The 21,925-nt window shown below is 49.3% G+C and carries 15 protein-coding genes; 12 read left to right on the forward strand and 3 right to left on the reverse strand.

The genetic code is table 11. The features are described 5' to 3' along the window. The first annotated feature begins 22 nt into the window (after window positions 1–22). Entirely contained in the window at window positions 23–937 is a 915-nt protein-coding gene (locus AR333_RS08940) for a phosphotransferase (RefSeq protein ID WP_068774907.1), read from the forward strand. Between the two features lie 256 nt (window positions 938–1,193). Here AR333_RS08940 and AR333_RS08945 read toward each other — a convergent pair whose 3' ends face one another. Beyond that, a complete protein-coding gene (locus AR333_RS08945; protein ID WP_068774908.1) occupies window positions 1,194–2,018 on the reverse strand; it encodes an SDR family oxidoreductase in 825 nt (274 codons plus the stop codon). Window positions 2,019–2,281: 263 nt separating this feature from the next. Here AR333_RS08945 and AR333_RS08950 point away from each other — a divergent pair, with 263 nt between their 5' ends. The 3 genes from AR333_RS08950 (at window position 2,282) to AR333_RS08960 (ending at window position 7,070) form a co-directional block, all read left to right on the forward strand. Then, complete coding sequence (locus AR333_RS08950) at window positions 2,282–2,896, forward strand: biliverdin-producing heme oxygenase (RefSeq protein ID WP_068774909.1); 615 nt, start codon at window positions 2,282–2,284, stop codon at window positions 2,894–2,896. Between the two features lie 20 nt (window positions 2,897–2,916). Beyond that, the gene (locus tag AR333_RS08955; protein ID WP_068774910.1) at window positions 2,917–5,475 is read left to right on the forward strand and encodes a diguanylate cyclase; all 2,559 of its coding nucleotides are present in this window, start codon (window positions 2,917–2,919) and stop codon (window positions 5,473–5,475) included. A 164-nt stretch (window positions 5,476–5,639) separates the two neighbouring features. Then, a complete protein-coding gene (locus tag AR333_RS08960; protein WP_068774911.1) occupies window positions 5,640–7,070 on the forward strand; it encodes a sulfatase in 1,431 nt (476 codons plus the stop codon). Between the two features lie 65 nt (window positions 7,071–7,135). Here the strand turns inward: AR333_RS08960 and AR333_RS08965 are convergent, their stop codons facing one another. Beyond that, window positions 7,136–8,338 (reverse strand): ROK family transcriptional regulator, encoded by a 1,203-nt coding sequence (locus AR333_RS08965; RefSeq protein WP_068774912.1) that lies wholly within the window; start codon window positions 8,336–8,338, stop codon window positions 7,136–7,138. A gap of 394 nt (window positions 8,339–8,732) precedes the next feature. Here AR333_RS08965 and AR333_RS08970 point away from each other — a divergent pair, with 394 nt between their 5' ends. The 7 genes from AR333_RS08970 to AR333_RS09000 all read left to right on the forward strand — a co-directional run bounded on the left by AR333_RS08970 (window position 8,733) and on the right by AR333_RS09000 (window position 19,991). Then, window positions 8,733–10,187, forward strand: a complete 1,455-nt coding sequence (locus AR333_RS08970) for a sulfatase (protein WP_253735753.1) — start codon at window positions 8,733–8,735, stop codon at window positions 10,185–10,187. Between the two features lie 23 nt (window positions 10,188–10,210). Further along, window positions 10,211–11,383 carry a glycoside hydrolase family 88 protein gene (locus AR333_RS08975; RefSeq protein WP_068774914.1) on the forward strand — a complete coding sequence of 391 codons (1,173 nt, stop codon included), beginning with the start codon at window positions 10,211–10,213 and terminating at the stop codon, window positions 11,381–11,383. Window positions 11,384–11,449: 66 nt separating this feature from the next. Next, on the forward strand, window positions 11,450–12,967 hold the full coding sequence (locus AR333_RS08980; protein ID WP_068774915.1) for a DUF3604 domain-containing protein: 1,518 nt from the start codon (window positions 11,450–11,452) through the stop codon (window positions 12,965–12,967). 309 nt (window positions 12,968–13,276) lie between these two features. Next, a complete protein-coding gene (locus AR333_RS08985; protein ID WP_068774916.1) occupies window positions 13,277–14,242 on the forward strand; it encodes a carbohydrate ABC transporter permease in 966 nt (321 codons plus the stop codon). Between the two features lie 15 nt (window positions 14,243–14,257). Then, a complete protein-coding gene (locus AR333_RS08990) occupies window positions 14,258–15,100 on the forward strand; it encodes a carbohydrate ABC transporter permease (protein ID WP_068774917.1) in 843 nt (280 codons plus the stop codon). Window positions 15,101–15,169: 69 nt separating this feature from the next. Beyond that, on the forward strand, window positions 15,170–16,696 hold the full coding sequence (locus AR333_RS08995) for an ABC transporter substrate-binding protein (RefSeq protein WP_253735754.1): 1,527 nt from the start codon (window positions 15,170–15,172) through the stop codon (window positions 16,694–16,696). Window positions 16,697–16,850: 154 nt separating this feature from the next. After that, window positions 16,851–19,991, forward strand: coding sequence for a chondroitinase family polysaccharide lyase (locus tag AR333_RS09000; RefSeq protein ID WP_068774919.1), 3,141 nt, complete (start codon window positions 16,851–16,853; stop codon window positions 19,989–19,991). A 120-nt stretch (window positions 19,992–20,111) separates the two neighbouring features. Here the strand turns inward: AR333_RS09000 and AR333_RS09005 are convergent, their stop codons facing one another. Beyond that, on the reverse strand, window positions 20,112–20,555 hold the full coding sequence (locus tag AR333_RS09005; RefSeq protein WP_253735796.1) for a hypothetical protein: 444 nt from the start codon (window positions 20,553–20,555) through the stop codon (window positions 20,112–20,114). A gap of 230 nt (window positions 20,556–20,785) precedes the next feature. Here AR333_RS09005 and AR333_RS09010 point away from each other — a divergent pair, with 230 nt between their 5' ends. Continuing rightward, window positions 20,786–21,877: a glycosyltransferase gene (locus AR333_RS09010; protein WP_068774921.1), complete on the forward strand. Its 1,092-nt coding sequence runs from the start codon at window positions 20,786–20,788 to the stop codon at window positions 21,875–21,877. The last annotated feature ends 48 nt before the right edge of the window (window positions 21,878–21,925 follow it).

Raw genomic sequence — 21,925 nt, forward strand, 5'->3', positions numbered from 1 at the left:
GGAACGAGGGGGCAGACAATTCATGGGAGGAACGAATGTATGGGATGCGGAGTGGGAGGTTAACGAAGAGCAGGCGCGGACGCTGATCGGCAGACAATTCCCTCAGCTGTCATCGAAGCAAGTAAAGCGATTGGGCTGGGGCTGGGACAATACGGTTTTTTTCATTGGTGACGAGTACGTGTTCCGGTTTCCAAGAAGAACGATTGCAGTTGGCTCGATTCGTATGGAAGGGAAGCTGCTGCCGAAGCTGGAGGCATTTATGACCATCCCCTATCCGAAACCGTTGTTTTATGGCGAAGCAAGTGACGAATACCCGGCACCATTTCTTGGCTATGCCTACGTGCCAGGAGATTTCCCAATCGGTTTGACGGAAGAACGCCGGGCTTTATCGGCAGAGACGTTGGCGAAATTTTTGCGGAGATTGCATGAGTTTCCGGTGCAGGCGGCGCTGAAGTGCGGAGTTCAGCAAGATCATCGAAACTTGACGGACATAGCATCGCGCAAAGTGAAATTGGAGGGCTTTCTATCGAAGGTGGTTGAACACTTGTCGCCGGAGGAGTCCGGTGTGATCGAAGCGTATATTAGCAGGCTGCAAAAGGACCGTGTCGAGGCGGTGAATGCACTGCTACATGGTGATCTTCATTTCAAAAATATGCTTGTGAATGAGAACGGGATCGTTTCCGGCATCATTGATTGGGGCGATCTGAGCGTAGGCCATCCGGCTTGCGATTTGAGCGTTGCTTATAGTTTTTTACCACCTTACGCTCGCGGCGTGTTTTTCGAAACGTACGGAGGAGCGGACGAGGAAACGAAGCTGCTGGCGCGGCTGATCGCGGTATACATCCCCATACTGATCTTAATGCAAGCGGTCGATGACGGGAATGAAGCGATTGCTGTAGAGGCGAAATCCAACATCATGCGGGCACTGTCGGATTAGGCTCATTATTTCGTTGCGGCTATGGGGCTGGGCTATCGGGACACGATAGCAATAAACCGCCTTTTCAACAAATGCGGTTTTCTTATGGTCAAATATCAACATTAGAATTTAACATAGCCGAAATCAAAAGCGAGGCTATCGCATTAACGGTTCTCAGCGCTCCGCAAGAATCGGCTATAGATCGCACAAAAGCCTCTGACCCGCTTATAGTCAGAGGCTTGTTTCGTAAGATTACAATGATACTTGCAAGTAAGAATTATGTATTTATTTGCGCATCTCTGATGACCCTGCAGACCATACGCATCAGTTTTCTGTGCACAGACGGGAATAAGTTGAAGAAGAGATCCGTTGTTTTACGCAGAGGTAACGGGCAGAAAAGGGGTACATTTTTATCGATTTTTTTCATCGCCAGAGCGGCAAATTTTTCGGGACTCATCATTTTACGCTCTTTCACAGATTGATTAATCTGATCTTTGTTCAAATTAATGGCATAGCCATTATCATAGATGGCTGTATCCACATGCCCCGGGCATAGTGTGGTAACCCGAATTCCATATTTCTCTGCTTCGTAATGAAGCGAAGTTGTGAAACCGACAACGGCATGCTTGGTCGCACTATATGCGGTTACCATAGGGGTAGGTCCCAGTCCTGCGACTGAAGCTGTATTAATGATATGCCCAAATCCTTGTTTTTGCATGAGCGGGTAAGCGGCATGAGTTCCATAGATGACTCCCCAGAAATTGATATCCACGATTTTGTTCCAGTCTTCCAGGCTCATATCATTAAATTCTCCATACATAGAGATTCCTGCATTGTTAAATAAATAGTCCAATCGTCCAAATTCCTCAGATACTTTCTGAACGACACTCTTGAACTGAGAGGCATCGGTTACATCCAGAAGAGTAAACCGTGCCTGGCCACCGAGATTTATAATTTCCCGGACGAGTTCTTCTCCTTGCGCAACATTAATATCGGATACGATTACATAAATATTCCTAGCGGATAACTGCTTGCACAAGGCCCTCCCGATACCGGAAGCTCCGCCTGTTACTATTGCAGTCTTAACAAAATTGTTCGTCATATAACTACCTCCCAGGAATAAGTTAGCAGGAGCAAGTAGAGCATCGCGTTTCTTGTTGTTATCTATAGATTGCCATATATTTCCTCATATAAACGACTATATTATTGGCGAAATTTTGAATAAAAGGAAACAAATTTATGACTATTATTTAGTTAGTTTGCGAATTCATAAAAACCTTGGATTTTAATGACGCCAGGGCGGCTGGATGCTTTTGGCTGTTTATTTTGGTATCATTAAAGAAACCTAAGAAAGGGGATTACGATATGAATTCGACAATATCAGCACGATTAAAAGAAGAAACGGCACCCTTTCATATACAAATCGAGCAGAATTACTATGCCAAGGGCATTATGAATCAGGGACTAACTTTGGAGGAATATAGAACGTATCTTGAGAAATTTTATGGCTTTGTCACCCCGGCAGAGCAAGCAATAACGGCTCTACCAGAGTGGGACGAGCTAGGTTTTGATATCGGGTCACGGATGAAGAGCCCATTGCTGGAACAAGATTTAATAGAGCTAGGGCTCAAGCGGGCAGACTTGAATAATCTGGCTTCATGTAATGAAATTCCAGATTTATCCACCCTGCCGCGCGCTTTGGGCTATTTGTACGTACTAGAGGGCTCAACGCTTGGCGGGCAGCTGATTACTAGACAATTGAAGCAGTTCCTGCCGGTTACCCCCGAGTCGGGCGGTCGATATTTCAGCAGCTACGGCACGGATTTACGTACCAAGTGGCTGGAGTTCCGTGAACTGCTGGAGCAGGAAGCCGTTACAGCCGGTCAGCAGGAGGAAGTATTGTCCGCGGCCAAACAAACGTTCATACTCTTGAACCAATGGCTTGTCCAAGAGCCGGTTCAACCATCCGTTCAACCATAAATAAAGGGGCCGAAGCCTGCATGTCCAAATCGGAAAAACAGAGAGACAAAGAAATTCTCAACCGTACACTTCTGACAGAGGGAAACTATGAATTAAACGAAGAGATCGATTTGACGAACTGCGACAAGGAACCGATCCATATTCCGGGTCTCATTCAGCCCCATGGTGTTCTTCTGGCCGTGTCCTATTCCAGCGAACATCCGAGGATTGTTCAATGCAGTGTAAATACCGAGAACTACCTGGGGATACCGGCATCTGAATTGCTGGGTACGCCGCTCACGGATCTATTTGGGAACGAGCAGGTAGCCGCCATTCAAGAAGAGCTTACGCGCCGTACGTATGATTCTTCCAAGCTTCACTATCTTACTCTGCAGATTGACGTGAATACCCGGTCCGTCTTGTTTTATTGCATTCTTCATCAAAGTGAAGGTCTCCTCATTCTGGAGATGGAGCCCGCTTCCGGTCAGAATGAACCGGATAAAGATTATGAATGGATCCAGACATTCTTTTGCAGAATCAAAGAGGCGGGGGACCGCGCTGAAGCCAGTCAAATTGCGGCCGAGCAGATGAAGGAAATGCTGGGTTACGATAGAGTGATGGTTTATGAATTCGATGAGGAATGGAACGGCAAGGTAATCGCTGAAGCGAAAGAAGAAGGGCTGGAGCCGTTTCTTGGTCATCATTATCCTGCAACTGATATCCCCAAACAGGCCAGAGAGCTTTACTTGCGTAATTGGCTCCGTACCATCGTCGATGTAAATTATGTCCCGGTCAAAATTATCCCGACCCTGCATCCGCAAACAGGCAAGCCTCTTAATTTGAGCTTATCTACCCTGCGGAGTGTTTCGCCACTTCACATCGAATATTTGCAAAATATGGGTGTCGGCGCTACGACGACTCTCTCCTTAATCCATGAGAATCAGCTTTGGGGCATGATTACCTGCCATCATTATTCACCCAAATATATTTCTCACCGTATCCGTAATTTGTGTAATTTCTTAGGTTTCTTTTTCTCCAGTGAGCTCTATCAGAGACAGCAGTTGGATGATTACCAGTCAGAGATTGAACTGAAAACACTGGCCAACCGAATATCGAATATTTTCATCGGCAATACGAGTGCGCATCGGGTTATGGAGCAGCTTCAGCTGGAAGGAAAATCACTGCTGGATGTGATGAGTGCGACTGGAGCGGCTGTCAGTTACAAGGACAAACTTGTTGTGTTCGGACAGACGCCTGCCAAAGAAGAGATTCACAGCTTAGCTTCTTGGCTTGCTGAACAATCCGAAGATTACGAATACCATACCTCACGGTTGAGCCGCGAATATCTTCCTGCCCGATTCTACAAGAATAAAGCATCGGGGGCGCTCTATCTGGCCTTATCGCCGGACCTTAAAGATTACATCATCTGGTTCCGCCCCGAGGTCGTTCAAATTGTAGAATGGGCGGGAGATCCTGCTAAAGCTGTCTTAAAAGAAAATGACGGATACCGTCTATCTCCCCGCAAGTCTTTTGAGAAATGGAGAGAGGTTGTCGAGTGTACGTCGGTTGCATGGAAAGCAAAAGAACTGAGGACGCTGCCGGACCTTAAATCTATTGTCCTCAAACAGACGGAGAATCAAATGCGCCACGCGGAGGAACAGGCACAGCAGAACTCCAGGCAGCTTAAAGAAAATGAGAAGAGATACCTTCAGCTAATGGAGCATTCTCCCGTTGCATTCTTTACGATTACGGACAATCGAATCCAGTACAGCAATCAACAGGGGACAGATCTTTTCAGAGCGGAATCCTCTGAAATTCTGACTGGCAGAGATATTTCAGAATTCATGCATACAGATTTTCGGTCTATCTTCCAAGCAAAGATGAATGAATTAACGGAATCTTCGATTCCTTTATACTCAACAGAAGGAATTATGAGGGATTTGACCGGAACCGAACATCAGTTGGAAATTACACTCGCTCAAGTTACCTTTAGCGGCCAGCCCTCTTTTTTCGTCATTGCGCGTAAAAAAGAAGAAGAAGGACGCGAAGATTTCGCTAAGATCCGGAGCAGCTTGAACAACATGATTCACACGGACTCGCTGACTGAGATGCCTAACCGGTTTTCTTTTGACAAACATCTCACAGAAGAGTGGCAACTGGGCTTGGATAATCAGAGCCCTTTGTCTGTTATTCTTATGGACATTGATCATTTTGAAGCCTATAACGCCATGCACGGCTTCCAGGGGGGAGATACGTGCCTCCAGTGGATATCGGACATCCTTATGGCGGTCGGCAAACCTTATGGAGCGATGATTGCGAGATACAGAGGGGACACTTTCGCACTTCAATTAAACGCATCTCTGGAGAAGGCGGAGAATTTGGCTGAACAGATCCGCTTAGGCGTTCTGTCGATGCAGATCCCCCAGACGCATTCGGAAGGCGGCGAATTCCTGACCGTCACTCTAGGTGTATCTTCCGGTGTTCCTGAAGCTTCAGGAGGTTTGGACAGCAGTCCCGATCAATTACTTCATGCAGCTGAAAGAGCGCTGCAGCAGGCAAAGGATGAGGGCAGAAATCGTGTGGCGGCAGTAAGCGTGTAAACATATCTCATCAGAAAAGTCCGCCTCCAGCAGGCGGACTTTTCTTCTTTGAAGCAAACGACTCTTGAAATAAAGTTTCTTTTGCTATATGATTTGCAGGAAATTATTCATAGTATTTACATAGGAATACTAGAATGATTAACTGAAAGGTAGAGGTGATAATTATGCGCATGATCTATTTGGATATTGATTCATTAAGACCTGATCACATGGGATGCTACGGCTATGCACGGAATACGACACCGAACATCGATGCCATCGCAGCCAAGGGTGTAAGGTTCAATCATTGTTACTGTGCTTCATCTCCTTGTGTGCCTTCCAGAGCAAGTTTTATGAGCGGACGATTTGCTGTTAATCACGGGGCTATGACACACTGGGGACCTGGCTATGATTTTTATTATCCAGAAGGTGAAACTCATAGTGAAACGTATGCTTTCTTTACAAGGAGACTGAGGGAAGCTGGATACAGGACGGTTACTTTCTCATCCTTCGGCGATCGTCATCATGCCTGGTGGTACTTTGCCGGCTGGAACGAGGTCCATACCCATACTCTGAAGGAAGGCAATGAAGATGCCGACGAGGTGAATGCAGCGGTAATCCCCTGGCTGCGAAGTCACGGCTTGGAGGAGAACTATTTTCTGCACATTCAGTATTGGGACCCGCATACATTGTACACGTATCCGCAGGAATTTGCCGAGCAATGGAGAGAGCATCCGGCAAAGCCATACCCATCCGAAGAAGAGATCGCCGCACATCAAACGGACCGATTCCCGCATTCGGCGGCTTATTTGCATACGGACCGTGTGTTCCCGGCAACAATGCCGAATCGGATCGCAAACCGGAAGGATTATATTGATCTCTTGAACGGTTATGACGGAGGCATCAGCTATATGGACAAGCATGTAGGCGAGATTGTCCAGACACTGCATGAGCTGGGCATTCAAGACGAGGTGTGCTTCATTATCAGCGCAGATCACGGTGAATCCCTGGGTGAGCATGGAATCTATGCCGAGCATGCGAGTGCCACGGAATCAGTTCACCATCTTCCGCTTATTATTAAAGCGCCGGGGATCACGAAGCCCGGAACCGTTGTGAACGGCCTCATCTACAATGTAGATGTTGTGGCCACGATTACGGATCTGGCAGGATTGCCTGTCCCTTCAGGCTGGGATGGCGCTTCGTTCTCTGCGGTATTAAGAGGAGAACACTGGCAGGGGCGTGACTATTTGGTGATGGATCACGCCCTTTATACGTGCCAGCGGGCGGTCCGCGATCAGAAGTGGTATTTTATCCGGACCTACCATCCGGGTTTGTATAATTTCGAACCGGTCAGTTTGTATGACATGGAACACGATCCGAATCAGACCACTAATGTGGCTGATCTGCATCCCGATATAGTAAAAGAAATGGACCATCGTTTGTCACAATGGCTGCATGAGCACTTGGGCAAGCCGGGGCATTCAACAGATCCGCTGCAAAAAGTCGTTGAAACCGGACCTTGGAAATACGTTACGCTGGAGGACTGGGTACAAAGACTGCGTGATAAAGGCGATCATGAAGCTGCTAATCATTACGCGGGAGTTTACCGCGACTGAAAATAAATGACGAAAAGCCGCTGATTAAAGCGGCTTCCTGTCGTACGGCGGCTCCTGAATCTGACTTAAGGCAGCAGGTGGGAGAAAGTCAGATGTCTGTCCAGCATGAAGTTTGCTGCTCCTAGCGCACCGCCGGTTTCTAGGAATCGGCTAAGCTTTACTTCCGTGTTACGTGACAACGTGCTCATGGCACGCTGCCTCATTACCTTCTCCGCCGCCTTAACATAGTAGGGACTGTCTGCAGGGACAGGTCCTCCCAGAATTATCGCTTCGGGGTTGAGCAAGTTGACCAGATTGGCCATAGCAGTGCCCAAGTAAGCGGCTGCATTCCCGATAATCTGGAGTGCAAGCTCGTCGCCGTCTTCGGCTGCTTGGCAGATATGTTCGTACCGTAGCAGCTGCAGATCAAGCTCAGGCTGCTGAAGCAGGGAAGGTGTGCCCAAGCGGAGCTGTCTGCGGGCTTCCCTCTCAATCGCATGAGCGGCGGATACCATCTGGAGACAGCCCGTGTTGCCGCAGGGGCATAACGGTCCGTGGTCGGTCACGGTCGTATGTCCGATTTCACCGGCACCGCCTGCTGCACCGTGGATCAATTCCCGGTCGATGTAAATACCGGCCCCGATCCCGGCATCGATTCCGATGTAGATCATATGCCGGTACGATTTGCCGGCCCCGTACCGGCACTCCGAGAGTCCACGGGCCCGGCTCCGGTTAAGAAGAGTGGTCGGCCAGCCAAGTTCGCGTTCGAATTCGCTGGCCCAACTGACCTGCTGCCAGCCGAGAACGGCTGAGCTTCGCAGAAGGCCCTGATGGGAATCCACAATGCCGGGAAGAGCGATACCGAGGAGTGGCATCGGACTTTTGTCTAATTCTGAAATAAATAATGGAATTGCATCAATTAAGGCGCGAAAAGCAGCCTCCTGTGTAAAGGGACTGAAAGTAATGCGTTTGCTTGCCAACGTCCGGCCGAGCAGATCGAAAGCTCCCAGCATCCAGCCTTCCTGATTGAGATCGGCGCCGAGCGCCGCATGAGAACCCGGCACCAGTTCCACGTTGGTAGGAGGCCTCCCCCCGGTTGACTGGCGGATTTCAGTTTCGTGGATGAGTCCGAGCTCAATCAGTTCCTGAATGGTAATGGAAATCGTGGCCCGGCTCAAATCGGTCCGCTGGGCCAATTCGATCCGAGACATCGGACCGTAGATGCGAAGCATTTGAATGACGGCTGTTTTACTGCCTTTCTGATCGGCAGCCTTGCGATTATTGTCCATAATGCATCCTTTCGCTTTTCGTACAAGCTGTATGAGACGGATCGTTCTCCGAAGCACACGGTCAAGTATTTCAAAAATATCAAAATCGCAGACACATAGCAATGAAACAGAAGGTTTATTCTGCATGAACGCTAAAAAAATATCCACTATGTTTAAATATTGACAAAAGTAAAGAATATGCCTTAAGATGAATGTAATTTACAAGGACCGTACAAACGGACTTACTCAACAGCTTTGATCGTTCGAATTCGGGCCGATCAAAAGAAGTAAAGAAGCCGTGTCCGGTTAAGCGGAGAGAAAGAACATTTTTTTTGGTTAATACCCTACTAATTTTATGTGAATTATAAGTTTTGGCTTGAACCCGACTGTTAAGCTTCGAAAAGGGTGAAGAAGATTGAGGGCTAAACCCCATGTTGTTGTCATTATGGCCGATCAATTAAGATGGGATGCGCTTGGTGAGCACACACCTAATCTGAATAAGCTTCAATCGGAAAGTGTAGATTTCCGCAGAGCTTACTGCGCTTCTCCACTGTGCGTTCCTGCCCGGGGAGCCTTCTTGACAGGAAAATATCCGAATGTAACCGGCTCTCTAATTAATCCCTGGACCGGGCAAGAAAAGCAGCACGGCTGTGTGCAATCCGGTCACACACACTGGTATGACCTGCTGGAGGAAGATTGGGACAGCTGGCATACCGGCAAGCAGCACCTCTTTACCGAACCGAAGCCTGAGACTGTACCGGACAGTAAGACCACCTGGCTCCCGCTGGAACAGCGCTACCAGGCGTTTCTCCAAGAGCGGGGGAAGCAAAAGCCTGGCGGCCCTTCATTTCAGGGCCCCGTTCCCGAACAGGCCTACGGGAGAATCACCCGGCCGAGAAACTACTCCATTCCGGCGATAGGATGTTATGAGGAGGGCTTTGAATATTTTTATGACGGCTTCATCCTTCGCGATTCTTTATATGCACTCCGTCACCGGGATCCGGGTAAACCTTTTGCGCTCAGTGCCATGTTCCTGGCACCGCATCCGCCTTTGCACATTCCTGAGCCCTGGTATTCGATGTTCAAAGAAGCGGATTTGCCGGCCAATGTGGGTCGTTGGGGTCTCAATCAGTCGCCTCTACAGTTGTACAACTTACCCGGTATGCTCGGGAGCTCGTATTCTCGAGAAGCGTGGCTGCCCGTCTGGAGGGTCTATCTGGGGCTGGTTGCGCTGCTTGACCACTGTGTCGGCGAGCTGGTCACTGAGCTTAAACGGCAGGGGATTTATGAAGATACCCTCCTGGTTTTTACCAGTGACCATGGAGAGATGCTCGGTTCACACCGGCTTTGGCAGAAAATGTGTATGTATGAAGAAGCCGTCCGTACACCGCTTATTCTGAAGTTTCCGGCAAGTTCGCCTCCGGCTTTACGAAGCAGCCATGCACTCGTCAGCGCTGTGGATGTTGTGCCTACGCTTTGTGACTATTTGCAAATCGGTATGCCGGAGAAGCTGTCCGGAATTTCTTTAATGCCATTAATTAACGGGAATAATAAACGGCTGGATCGCGACCGGATTTTTATTCAGTTCGATGGGAATGGTGCCCGGGGTAACTTCCAGCGGTGTGTCATCGAAGGGTTTTATAAATTGATCGTTGACTTGTTTAAGGACGAATTGTATATCGAGCTGTATGACACAGATACGGATCCTTCCGAGATGAATAATTTGGCTTTTGATGCCGAACAAAGCGGACGAATCGCTTCAATGCTGGAGAAGCTAAGAGAGCATATGCTCGGTACCGGGGATTTGGTGAACATACCGGAGTGTGCGTACAGCCGGTTTTTGTCCGATTACGGACCGTTTAAATCGTAACGTTACAGCAAGGAGTCATGAACATGCCGAAGATTGAAAATTTAAATGTCGCGCAAAATTGGCTGGAGGAAGCCTGGCAGGGTGTTGTCCGCAAGACAACCCGGGCAAACTCCGCAATCGGCGCCGGGTTCGTTCATGCATCCCGCAGCGGGAAGTATGATCGAATTCTGCCGCATGTGTGGACGGCGGGTTTCTGGCCGGGAATCCTCTGGGTGGTGTACCGGGAGACCAAGGACGAGAATCTGCGGGAAACGGCAGAAAAGTGCGAGCATAAGCTGGACGAGGCGATAGACAAGTTCGTAAATCTTCATCACGATGTAGGCTTTATTTGGCAGCTGACTTCGGTTGCGAACTACAAATTGAATGGGAATCCGCTATCCAAAGTTCGCGCGCTTAAAGTCGCCTCTTGGCTCGCCGGAAGATTTAATGTACGCGGGAAATTTATCCGCGCCTGGAATGAAGACTCGGGAATCGGCACCCGGGATAATGCAGGCTTAGCGATTGTGGACTGCACAATGAACCTGAGCCTTCTGCTCTGGGCTTCTGCCGAGACCAAAGATCCGCGGTACCGGCATATTGCAGCCGAGCATGCGGATACCGTGCTTAGACATTTCGTCCGGGAAGACGGATCGTGCCGCCACATTGTGGCTTTCGATCCGGATACGGGTGAAATGCTCGAAGCGTTAGCCGGTCAGGGATATGCCCCTGATTCGGCTTGGGCGAGGGGAGCGGCTTGGGCGTTATACGGCCTCGCGCTGTGTTACCGTTATACGAAGAATGAGGCGTATCTGCAAGGCAGCAGGCGGGTAGCCGATTTCTTCTTGGATAACCTGCCAGGTGACAGAGTTCCTTACTGGGATTTCAGAATCCCGGACGTAGGGCGGGCGCCCAAGGATTCATCGGCGGCAGCTGTTGCAGCCGGAGGGTTGCTGCTGCTGGCCGAACTTATAGAGGAGAGCTCCGCCGGGGAATCGGTAAGTACTGCTTCATTTCATTATGAAGAACAGGCCCGGCGAATCCTGGAATCCTTAAGCGAGCATTACGCCGTATGGGACGACCGGGATGAAGCAATTCTGCTCCACGGTACCGGCAACTTTCCGGCAGCTAAAAATATCGATGCCGGATTGATTTACGGTGACTATTTTTATATAGAAGCGCTGGCAAAATTAAGGGGACAGAAGGAAACATTCTGGTGAACGGGATGAAATCATAATAAGACTGCGGCATCCGCCGTCAGCTATCCTAGTATAGGAGAGATCAAGATGAATAGGTATTGGGGAGATTTGCATAATCACTGCGGCATAAGCTATGGCTTCGGCAGTCTGGAGAATGCTCTCGCAGCTGCCAGGGGACAGCTGGACTTCTGCGCGATTATCGGTCATGCTTCCTGGTCCGACATGCCGGCGCGCACCAACGGTCTTGAATATCTGGTTGATTTTCATACAGAGGGCTTTGCCAAACTGCGCAGAGACTGGGAAAAGGTGCGGGATACTGTGAAGAAGTTTCACATTCCTCATGAATTTGTAACCTTTCAAGGCTATGAAGCCCATTCCAGCCGATATGGCGATCATCATTTTTTGTCGCCGGACGATGAGCTCCCATTGGTAGAGGGAAGCTCGATTGCAGCTATACTGGAACAGTTAAACGGGTATCGGGTTATTGCGGTGCCTCATCATGTCGGCTATACACCGGGTTATCGGGGCGGCAATTGGGAGAGCTTCAATCCGGCGGTCAGTCCGGTGGTCGAAGTATATTCCAAGCATGGCAGCGGGTTGTCCGATCAGAGTCCTTATCCTTATTACCACGATATGGGACCACGGGACTCCAGATCCAGCGTGTACGCGGCGCTCGAGCGCAAACTGCGCTTCGGCTTCATCGGATCGACCGACCACCATGCGGGTTATCCGGGTTCGTACGGAGACGGCAGAGTGGCTGTACTAGCCGAATCGAAGACACGTGAGGCCATATGGGAAGCCATTCTTGCTCGCAGAACGTATGCGGTGACAGGAGATAAAATCGGCTGCCGCTTCACACTTAACAAAATGCCGATGGGAAGCGAACTGAAGGCAAGGCAGCGTGAATTCGAACTTGAAGTGACGGGCTGTGACCAGCTCGACAAAGTTGTCGTTTTCAAAAATTTAAAGCCGTACAAAGTCTTTAACGGCGAAGATCTCGCCCCAAATACTTGTAACGGGGCAGATACGTCAAATGCAGGGCTAAGCACTTACAAAGTGAGAATAGAATCCGGCTGGGGCAACGCTAAGAACGGCTGTTTCTGGGAAGGCAGGGCCGATATTTCGGGAGGCAGGCTTCTTTCTTCAGAAACGTGTTTTCGGGGGCGCAGTATTCTTGCTCCGACTCCGGATATAAAAGATGATCCGGGGATGAACGCACTGGGCAATGCAATCGTCAGCCAGTCGGAGTCAACGGTTGAATGGACTTGTACGACATTCCGGAATCCGACAACTCTTCATTCGCACACGGGGGGACTGATTCTTGAAGTGGAGGGAGACCGTCATACCGTTGTCCAAGTGGACCTGAACGGTACAAGGATGGAGGCAACAGTAGGAGAACTGCTGCTCGGGAACCGTACGGCTCATCTGAGGGCATACAACTCCGAAGCGTTCGTGATTCACCGCGCTGTTAATGAAAGATTGTATACATTGAAGGAAACATGGCGCGATGATACCATCGAATCCGATTGTGACGTGTATCATGTGGAGATCAGACAGGTTAACGGTCAATGCGCATGGATATCGCCTATTTATGCAATAGCTTAAAGCAGTGGCAAGACCAGCACCGCAAGTATCGCTGGATGCGTCAGACGGTTGGGTTCCTTGTTCATGAGTGGGATTGCAAGGAATGTTGCTTAAGAAGTACTTTTGATTTTAAACCAAGTATAACTATGTGTTTAGTACATTAGAGATTATTACATGTAATTTTGCATAACAAGGCTTTGAGCAGATAGATGAGCCTATCACCCGTAAGACGACAGACCGGACTGCCGGAGACGTCTTTCCTTAGAGTCAGATAAGGGAGGAGTCTCTTTTTTGTTAGCCGCAATGAAATGGATGAAGGGGGTGTACACAATGGATACTGCTGCGCATACCCGCCAAGGTGTACGTACGGAACGCAAGCGTGCCAGCGTACATAACCGTACCCGCAAGGTACTATGGTGCTGGCTGTTTATCGCTCCGCAGCTGATTTTGTTTTTACTATTCACGGTGTATCCCATAGTGATGAGTTATGTGTATGCATTTTTTGACTGGTCGGGATATGGACCGCTTCAGAATTTCATCGGATGGCGGAATTTCAAAGAAACGATGACCGATCCGCTCTTTTGGAATGCATTCCGCAACAGTCTTGTATTCATGGCCTGGCTTGTCGGTATTCAGGTTCCGCTCGCTCTGCTGCTGGCTTTGCTGCTCAATTCAAGTCGTATGCGAGGCAAAGTCCTCTACCGGACGGTTTATTTTTTGCCGGTTGTGACGACAACAGCGGTTGTCGGACTCGTCATGCGTTTTATATTCGGTGCATACAAAGGGCTCGCCAATGAAGTACTGATGAGGATCGGATTACTGGATAAGCCGGTGGATTGGCTCGGTTCCGCTGATACGGCCATGCTCATTGTCATTCTGGTCGGGATCTGGAAAAGCTTCGGCATGAAGCTTATTTACTGGTTGGCGGGTATTCAATCTCTGCCCCGAGAGCTCTTCGAGGCTGCCCGCATTGACGGTGCATCCGCCTTGCAGCTGTTCCGGTACATCACCGTGCCTCTTCTGATTCCGGTAGGAAGCGTCATTATTCTCGTATCGGCCGTAAATGCACTGCATGTGTTCGATCTGGTCAAAGCTATGACCGAGGGCGGCCCGGCTTTTAAGACGGATATGGTCGATGTCTATATTTACCGGTATGCCTTCTCAGGTCAGGGAGAGGCAAGAGTAGGTTTCGCTTCTGCCGCAGGAGTCGTTTACGGGATTGCGGTCATGTTCATCTCGCTGCTGCTGGGAGCGTTAGTGAAGCTTAGCGGAGGGCGTACAAATTCGGGGCTGTAGGGGGGACGATTGATCATGACAAGAAAGCGGGGCCGCCGTTCGCCGCTGCTGATAGCGGCCCATCTCCTCCTGATAACTATGGGAGCGGTATGGATTTATCCGTTCATATGGATGTTGATGTCTTCTTTCAAAACGAACAACGAATACATCGTATCAGGTATCAAGCTGCTGCCCGAGACATTCCAGTTCGATAATTACCGGAGGGCTTGGGAGACAGCCCATTTCTCGGTTTACTTCTGGAATACGGTCCTGATAACCCTTGCCGTCGTGGTGATTGTCGTTGCAGTATGCTCGCTGACAGGATATGCGGTCGGCCGGTATCAATTTCGGGGCAGGTTATTGTTCATCTCAGCGATTACGGCCACCATGTTCATGCCCAAAGGATATACACTTATTCCGGTCTACATGCTGGTAAATGAACTGGGGCTGAACAATTCGCTCTGGGGCATTATCCTGGCAGAGGTAGGCGGCGGACATGTGCTTTTCATCCTGCTGTTTGTCGCCTATTTCAGAGGGCTTCCCAAGGAGCTGGAGGAATCGGCGGAAATGGACGGCAGCGGATTTTTCCGGACATTCGTGCAAATTATGCTGCCGCTCGCTAAACCTATGATCGCAACAGCGGCTATTATGCAGTTCATGTGGACGTGGAACGCGTTCCTGATGCCGCTTGTGTTTACGTTATCAAGGCCTGAGCTGCGCACGCTAGGTGTGGGGATGTACCAGTTTGTCGGCGAGCAGACCATGGATTGGACGGGAATGGCGGCCGCTGCCAGTATTTCGCTGCTGCCGATTCTGGCGGTTTTTATCCTGCTGCAGCGCTATTTTGTTGAGGGTGTGGCAGGTGCTATCAAGGGATAATTATTGACATGAGTCTATCAAGGCTAATAATTAGGCGGGATCGGATAGATACAAGAGGAGGCTACCTTGTTGAATAAGTTATGGAGTACCGGAGCGATTACCCTAAGTGCAGCTATTATGCTGAGCGGCTGCTCAGGATTGGCGGAAGAGGGAACGGGTGCGGAAGGGAAGCAGCAGGAAGCGCAGAGCGAGGGCAAGGAGATCGTCCTTAGATTATGGGGCGGAGATGATTTTCTGAAAGGGGAGGAGAGTCCGGGACAGAGAATGGTGAAAGAGTACAACGTCAAGAACAAGGGCAAAGTCCGAATCGAGGCCAAGTACATGCCATGGGCGGAGTATCATACAGCTATTCAAGCAGCGGCCACCTCAAACGAGCTGCCCGATGTGTTCGTTACACCGCAAAACACCGATGTGCAGACCGTTGTAGCGCAAGGCTGGGCTCTGCCATATGACGGACTTGTATCAGACAATTGGAAGAAGCAGTTTGCTCAAGGATCGTTCCAGGAAGGCGTCAATGTCATTGACGGGAAAACCTACTCCTGGCCGGTCACAGGACCCGCGTTGACGTCAATCCTTTACTACAATAAAGATGTTCTGAAGAATGCGGGCCTGGACCCCGATAAGCCGCCCACAACATGGGAAGAGCTGCGCAGCATGGCCCGAACAGTAACAGAGAAGGGGAAAGGCGATGTATACGGCCTTGTTTTCAGTGGAGGGGAGAGCGCAACAGCGTCGGGCATTACCAAAATCGTGGATGGACTGGCAGCAGGTTTGAACAAGGAAGAAGTGGGCGATGGTTCTTCACGTTTTAATTATAAAACAGGTATGTATGCGTTCAATTCCAAAGCTTCACTGGACTCCTTCGAATTCTTAAATCAGTTGAAAACAGACGGAAGTATATTGCCGTCTTCCTATACGATGAAACTGGCCGAGGCTACCGTCCTGTTCGGACAAGCGAAGGCGGCCTTCTTCATTGAAGGACGTGCGCGTATGTGGATTATTAAACGGGATACACCCGAAGCCAATTTCGGATTAGCCGCAGTTCCGACGCCGGACGGCAGTAAACCCGGTTATACATTTACAAGGGCTAGCGGGACCGGGTATCTGATTTCCGCAAACACAAAGCACCCCAAGGAAGTCGGGGAGTTTATCGAGAACGGCTTTGCGTCCCCGCTATTCTATGAGAAATATTTGAACCGGGGCGTGGCTCTGACCCCGATAGAAAGCATTAACAGCAACAAGTCGCTGTATCCGTATCCGGAATTCGGCCAGTTCGTCCAGCTTCACAAGGAGCTGCTGCATGAGCGTCCGAACTATGCGGTCAAAAATCCCCAAACGGCCAAGGTCATCGTAGAGTTAGGCGCTCTATCCCAGCCGAAGATCAAACCGTCTTACGGGGAAATTCTCCAGGCTGCTTTGACCGGAGCCCAGAAAGATTGGACCGGAGCACTCCGGGCTTATAATGATAAAGCGAACAAAGGCTTGGACGATGCCATTAACAAACTGAAATCCGGCGGTTCGGATGTAAGCAGGAATGACTTTACATTCCCGAACTGGAATCCCGATCAGGATTATTTGGACGCGGATTACAGATGATCGAAGCAGATTGAGTATGCAGGCATGTTAAGCCGACTGGGTTACTAGAGGCTCTTTTTTCCGAAAAAACGCACGGCGTTTTCTTTGGGGGAAGAGTCTTTTTTATATACATCGTAAGGTCTAATCATGAAATGGATAAAGGAGTGAAGGAGACATGAAACGAAGCCTTATCACCAAATGGAAAAAATATGTAAGTCTTCTGATTGCAGTCGCGATCTTGAGTGCCGGCTGGAATTTCAGCCCGGACAAATCGCTTGCCGCTGATGATTACTCTCAGACCGAGTCATTCGAATCCGCATCGGTGCCAGCCGGCTGGAGTACAGAGAATGGGGGGACGGCCGCCGTATCCAGTAAGCATTACAAACACGGACAGCGCTCTTTGCTCTGGACTTGGTCGAACGGATCCAAGCTGCGTGATACTCAGCCGGCTAATTTGGCAGCGGCGAACGTCAAGAATGGAGGGATGAAATTATGGATTTATAACGAGACTCCGGTGAATGACAAAATCACGTTCAATTTCGGTAAAATCAGTGAAATTAATACGGGAGTTTATCATTACACATTCAGCGCTAATTTGAATTTTAAAGGGTGGCGGGCTATTTGGGTTAAATTCAGAGAAGAAGGGAACAACCCTGCTTATACCAAAAGTCAAAGCAATGCGCTCGAGGTGATGCAGATCGTTCCGCCTGCTTCTGTGCCGTCGGGCAGTCTGTACCTGGATAATCTGGAGTTCTCGCCTTCGATGATTAAGGCGCGAACGGCTGATTATCAAATGCCCAAGCCGGGTATCGACGTGGGCGCAAGTACTTGGGACAACGTCTACCATTACAGTCAGCAGCAGCCGACGATCCCGCTCGAATCTGCCATTACTCCGCAGCAAATCGCTTCATTCGATGCGATTGCAAGTAAATACGAGAAGTGGGTATATGGAGACGCTCTCCAATATGCCTCTCTCAGCGGGCCGCTTCAGACGAGATACAATTCGCTTCAGACATTCATTACAGCTGGGCTCGCTGAGTATGATTCACTGAATATTGCCAGACATCCGGATGGATCGGTCACAGGCGCTGCGCTGTATGCAAGCCGCGATCCCCATTTAAGAAAATTCGGGGAGGATGTAAGTAAACGGGTACTTCTGCCTCTCGTATTCGACTACAAGATCAACGGCAATGCCGCCAGCAAACAAAAAGTGATTGATGTGCTTGATTATATGAATGACCAAGGCTGGGCGGAAGGGAGCGCTCTGGGCACTCAGGATCATGAAATGAATAAAAACAACGGATACTTTCATACAGTTTATTTGATGAGAAATGAGCTGAAAGCAGCGGGGATTTACGAGAGAGAGTCGAGAACGAGCTTCTGGTATTCTAATTTCGGCAAGACCTTCGATAACTCTGTTTATGAGGAAACGACTCCGGATGAATTCCGAACGAAGTTCCTGTACGATCTTCTCTACGTGCTCGGTATGGATCATACACCGAAGAAAGTCCAGTACATGAAAGGACTGACCGGCATGTATGAACAAGCGCTGCAAACGGCCCCCGGATATGCGGGAACGATCAAGCCGGATGGTACGCTGTTTCATCATAGAGGCGTGTATTTAAATGCTTACGGACCGGATGCGCTTCATGCCGCATCACTCATCGCTTATTTCTTGAACGGGACCCCTTTTGCACTGTCCGAGTCTTCCTTTAACAATATTAAGAAAGGACTGCTGACCATCGAGCAGGTGTCGAACCTGTATGACATGCCGATCGGAGCGACGGGGCGATTCCCCGGACAGACCCGGGCGATTACGAATATGCTGCCCGCATATGCTTATCTGGCTCAAGCCAAATCTCCCGTAGACAGTGAACTGGCCTCCACCTTCATGAGATTGTGGGACCCGCAGTCGAGTTTGCTGCAGAATGAACTATTCCCTTCAGCAGACACCTACGGCGTCTCTTATCTGGATACGCTGGGAGGTTTGCAGCTTGCTGTTACGCTGTCGCAAGCGGGTTACAGTCCCAAAGCGAACCCGCAAGGATTCTGGGTGAAACCTTACGGAGCGATGGCTGTAAACCGGATTAACGACCGGCTGGTAGGGTTGAAGGGGTGGAGCCAGTATGCTTGGGATTTTGAAGCCTCTAATAAATTTGACCCGCAGACAACGGAGAATTTGTCCGAGAATCTATATGGCAGATACCAGAATTACGGCAATCTCCAGATCATTAAGAACGGACCGGCAGCTGGTATTACCGAGAGCGGAATCAATGTAGGAGCAGGCTGGGATTGGAGCCGCTGGCCCGGTACGACGGTGAAACACCTGTCTCTGGCGGAGCTTGCCCTGCCTGAAGGCGGGCCGACCCGCTCCTTTACGGACAGCACGTTCGTTGGAGGCGTGTCTCACCGTAATCAATACGGTCTGTTCGCTATGAAGCTTCATGACCCCGTGTATGACACCAGCTTCAGAGCGAACAAATCGGTCTTTTTTTTCGGAGATAAAATTGTGAGCTTGGGTTCCGATATCCAGAACTCGGATTCTGCGCATGCTACCGAAACCATTCTGTTCCAGTCCTATATGTCTAGCAGCTCGGTACCCTTCTGGTTCAACTCTACGACCCCGATCGTCAGTCCGACCTATAACAATACGATAACCGGGACATCCAAGGCTTGGCTTGTCGACCCGTACGGTAACGGATATGTGCTGCCCAGCCCTGCAGGTACTGTCATTGCGCGGGGTGTTCAGAATTCTAAAAATAGTTCGGGAGCCGCCGATACATCCGGGAATTACACGACAGCTTATATCAATCACGGAACGGCTCCGGCTGCATCCGGTTATGAGTATGCCATTAAAGTCGGAGCAGGAGCGCAAGGTACGGCGGATTTTGCGGCCAATACGCAGTATACGGTTCTGCAAAAGAATAGCAATGCTCATATCGTTCAGAATACGGAGCCTGGCAGACAGATTACAGGGTATGCCATCTTTAACAGTAGTATACCTGTTACTCAAGGCTTGCTGAGAGGCAGCAGTGATCCGGTCACGGTGATGATTGAGGACATCAGCGCGAGTGAGGTTGTCCTCAGCGTTTCCGATCCCGATCTGCGTCTGCCGAAGTATCCGAACCAGGCGATACCGGCAGCGGATGTGCTTAAGCCGAGTATTCTGAAGAAAGATACGGTGACTTTAAACGGAGTGTGGCATCTTAAGAATGCCAGCAGCGAAGCCCGTGTAATCAGCTCGAATTCAGCAACGACAACGGTGGAGTTCGATGCAGTAGACGGCAAGACGATCGAGATCGGCTTAGTGAAGTAATCGGCTCTCATGTCATCTAATGAAGAAACGCAACAAGACCCATGGATATTACTCCAGCGGGTCTTGTTGTATTGTATGGGATGCGCGCGTGATTCGTACGAGTCACGATTCTTAATCCTATTAAGCTCTCTGTATAGCTAGATTCGGTGTTCCGCTGCTGACATCGACGAATAGAACATATGTCAGCCCGTCCGTTCCGGTTAGGACTAATCCAGGCTGATTGGCCGCGCCCGGATTATAATATCTCACCTGCTGAACGCTGGGAATGGATGCAGGAAGCGCAGCCTGATTCGTCGCAGCCAATTGTAAGGCGGCTCTTATGCTGTCTCCGGCTGTCACGGTACCTCCTACCCCTAAATGATTCAGAATCGCTTCACTGCCGTTGACCTGCAAGCTCCCTGCAATCGTTTGACTGCCCGAGACATTCAAATGTGTCCCGATTGTCTGGCTGCCTGTGACATTCAGATGTGTCCCGATCGTCTGGCTGCCGCCAACCTGCAAATCCTGTCCAATGGTTTGGCTTCCCGTAACCTGTACGCTATCAAATGTAGGCAAATCTATCACCTTCTCTTTCAATTAGTCTACCTTATTCTATGAGGACAACTACTAATTGGTTATCCTTTCTTCACACATTTCCGGTAATGACGGAGTCTAAATTCCCCATCCTATCATTTTCATATCAATCTGCCTATCAATTATGGTTGAACACCCTAAATCAAAACAAAGTGCCTGTGCATATTGTAGGGTAGGACACTGCGAATTATCCGGACATTTATTCAGAAAAGAGGAGTGACATGAAAAAGAATAACTCAAAAAAAAAGCACCTCTATACGAAGACCCCTAATAAATGGATTGTCAATCAGGTGAAAAAAACGCTAAACAAAGAATTGAAGCCGGTTAAGCTTACCATGTCTGCCTATCAGACCAGTATGAAGCATGGCTTGCTTCTGCTGCGGGATCTTCACGATCAGGACTTCAATAAGAAAAAGGTGATTTATAAGGATCTGAACATTTTACTGCTGGTTCCCACTATAAAAACAAAAAACGCACCGAATGAAATTGCACTGGAAGAACAGCTGCGTCATCTTGTTAAACAGGTGCGTGCCATCAAGTATGCGCATAATCTGTCCGACAGCCTATCCCAGAATGATGTAGACCTTATCCTGGTTATTGGCGGAGAGGAGACTCTTCCTCCTGAGCACGAGGCTTTGCTGCGGACTTCTCCTGTCAAAAAAGCGGTGTGGATGTCCGATAAAGAAGGATTGTCCAGTGTGGAGCTGCAGTTAGCTCCATTATTTGACTACGTTCTGACGCAGAATCCCGCTAATGTTTCCGCCTATCGGTCTTTACGCTGTAAACAATGTTATGATGTTCCTTTTGCCGTAAATACCGATGTATTTTTCCCCAAACAAGTCGATAGCGGCTTTTTATCTGATGTGCTTATTGTCGGCGATGCCAGTTCCCACGGGAATTTATATTCCTTTGTTCACTCTGGGGTTTTATCAGACAAAAAAGTAAGAGTGTATGGTAACGGATGGGAGTCAGCACAATTTTTGCTCCCCATTTCATCTGAGGAAGATTTGGCCGATTACTACAACGGAGCGAAGATAGTCATTAATACCAGCTCATCGTTACACCAAATGTTAGAAATTTCGGCATGCGGCGCGTTCCAGCTTATTCAGCGGCATCCTGAAATAAATCCGCACATTCTGACGGGGGAATTAGAATCTTTCGATACACCGGAAGAGCTTTCAGACAAGTTCGCCTATTATGCAACGAATATTGACCAAAGGCGATTGGCCGCTTCGAGGGCATTGGCGAACAACAAGTATAATCATTCTTATCTGCAAAAAGGAATGCAATTACTGGATATCGTGTTTAACTAAGCCGCCTGCAGCATGACTAGCCGGCGATCGCTCCTATAATGAAGGAGG

The organism is Paenibacillus sp. FJAT-26967, assembly GCF_001541095.1.
Classification (GTDB): Bacteria; Bacillota; Bacilli; order Paenibacillales; family NBRC-103111; genus Paenibacillus_F.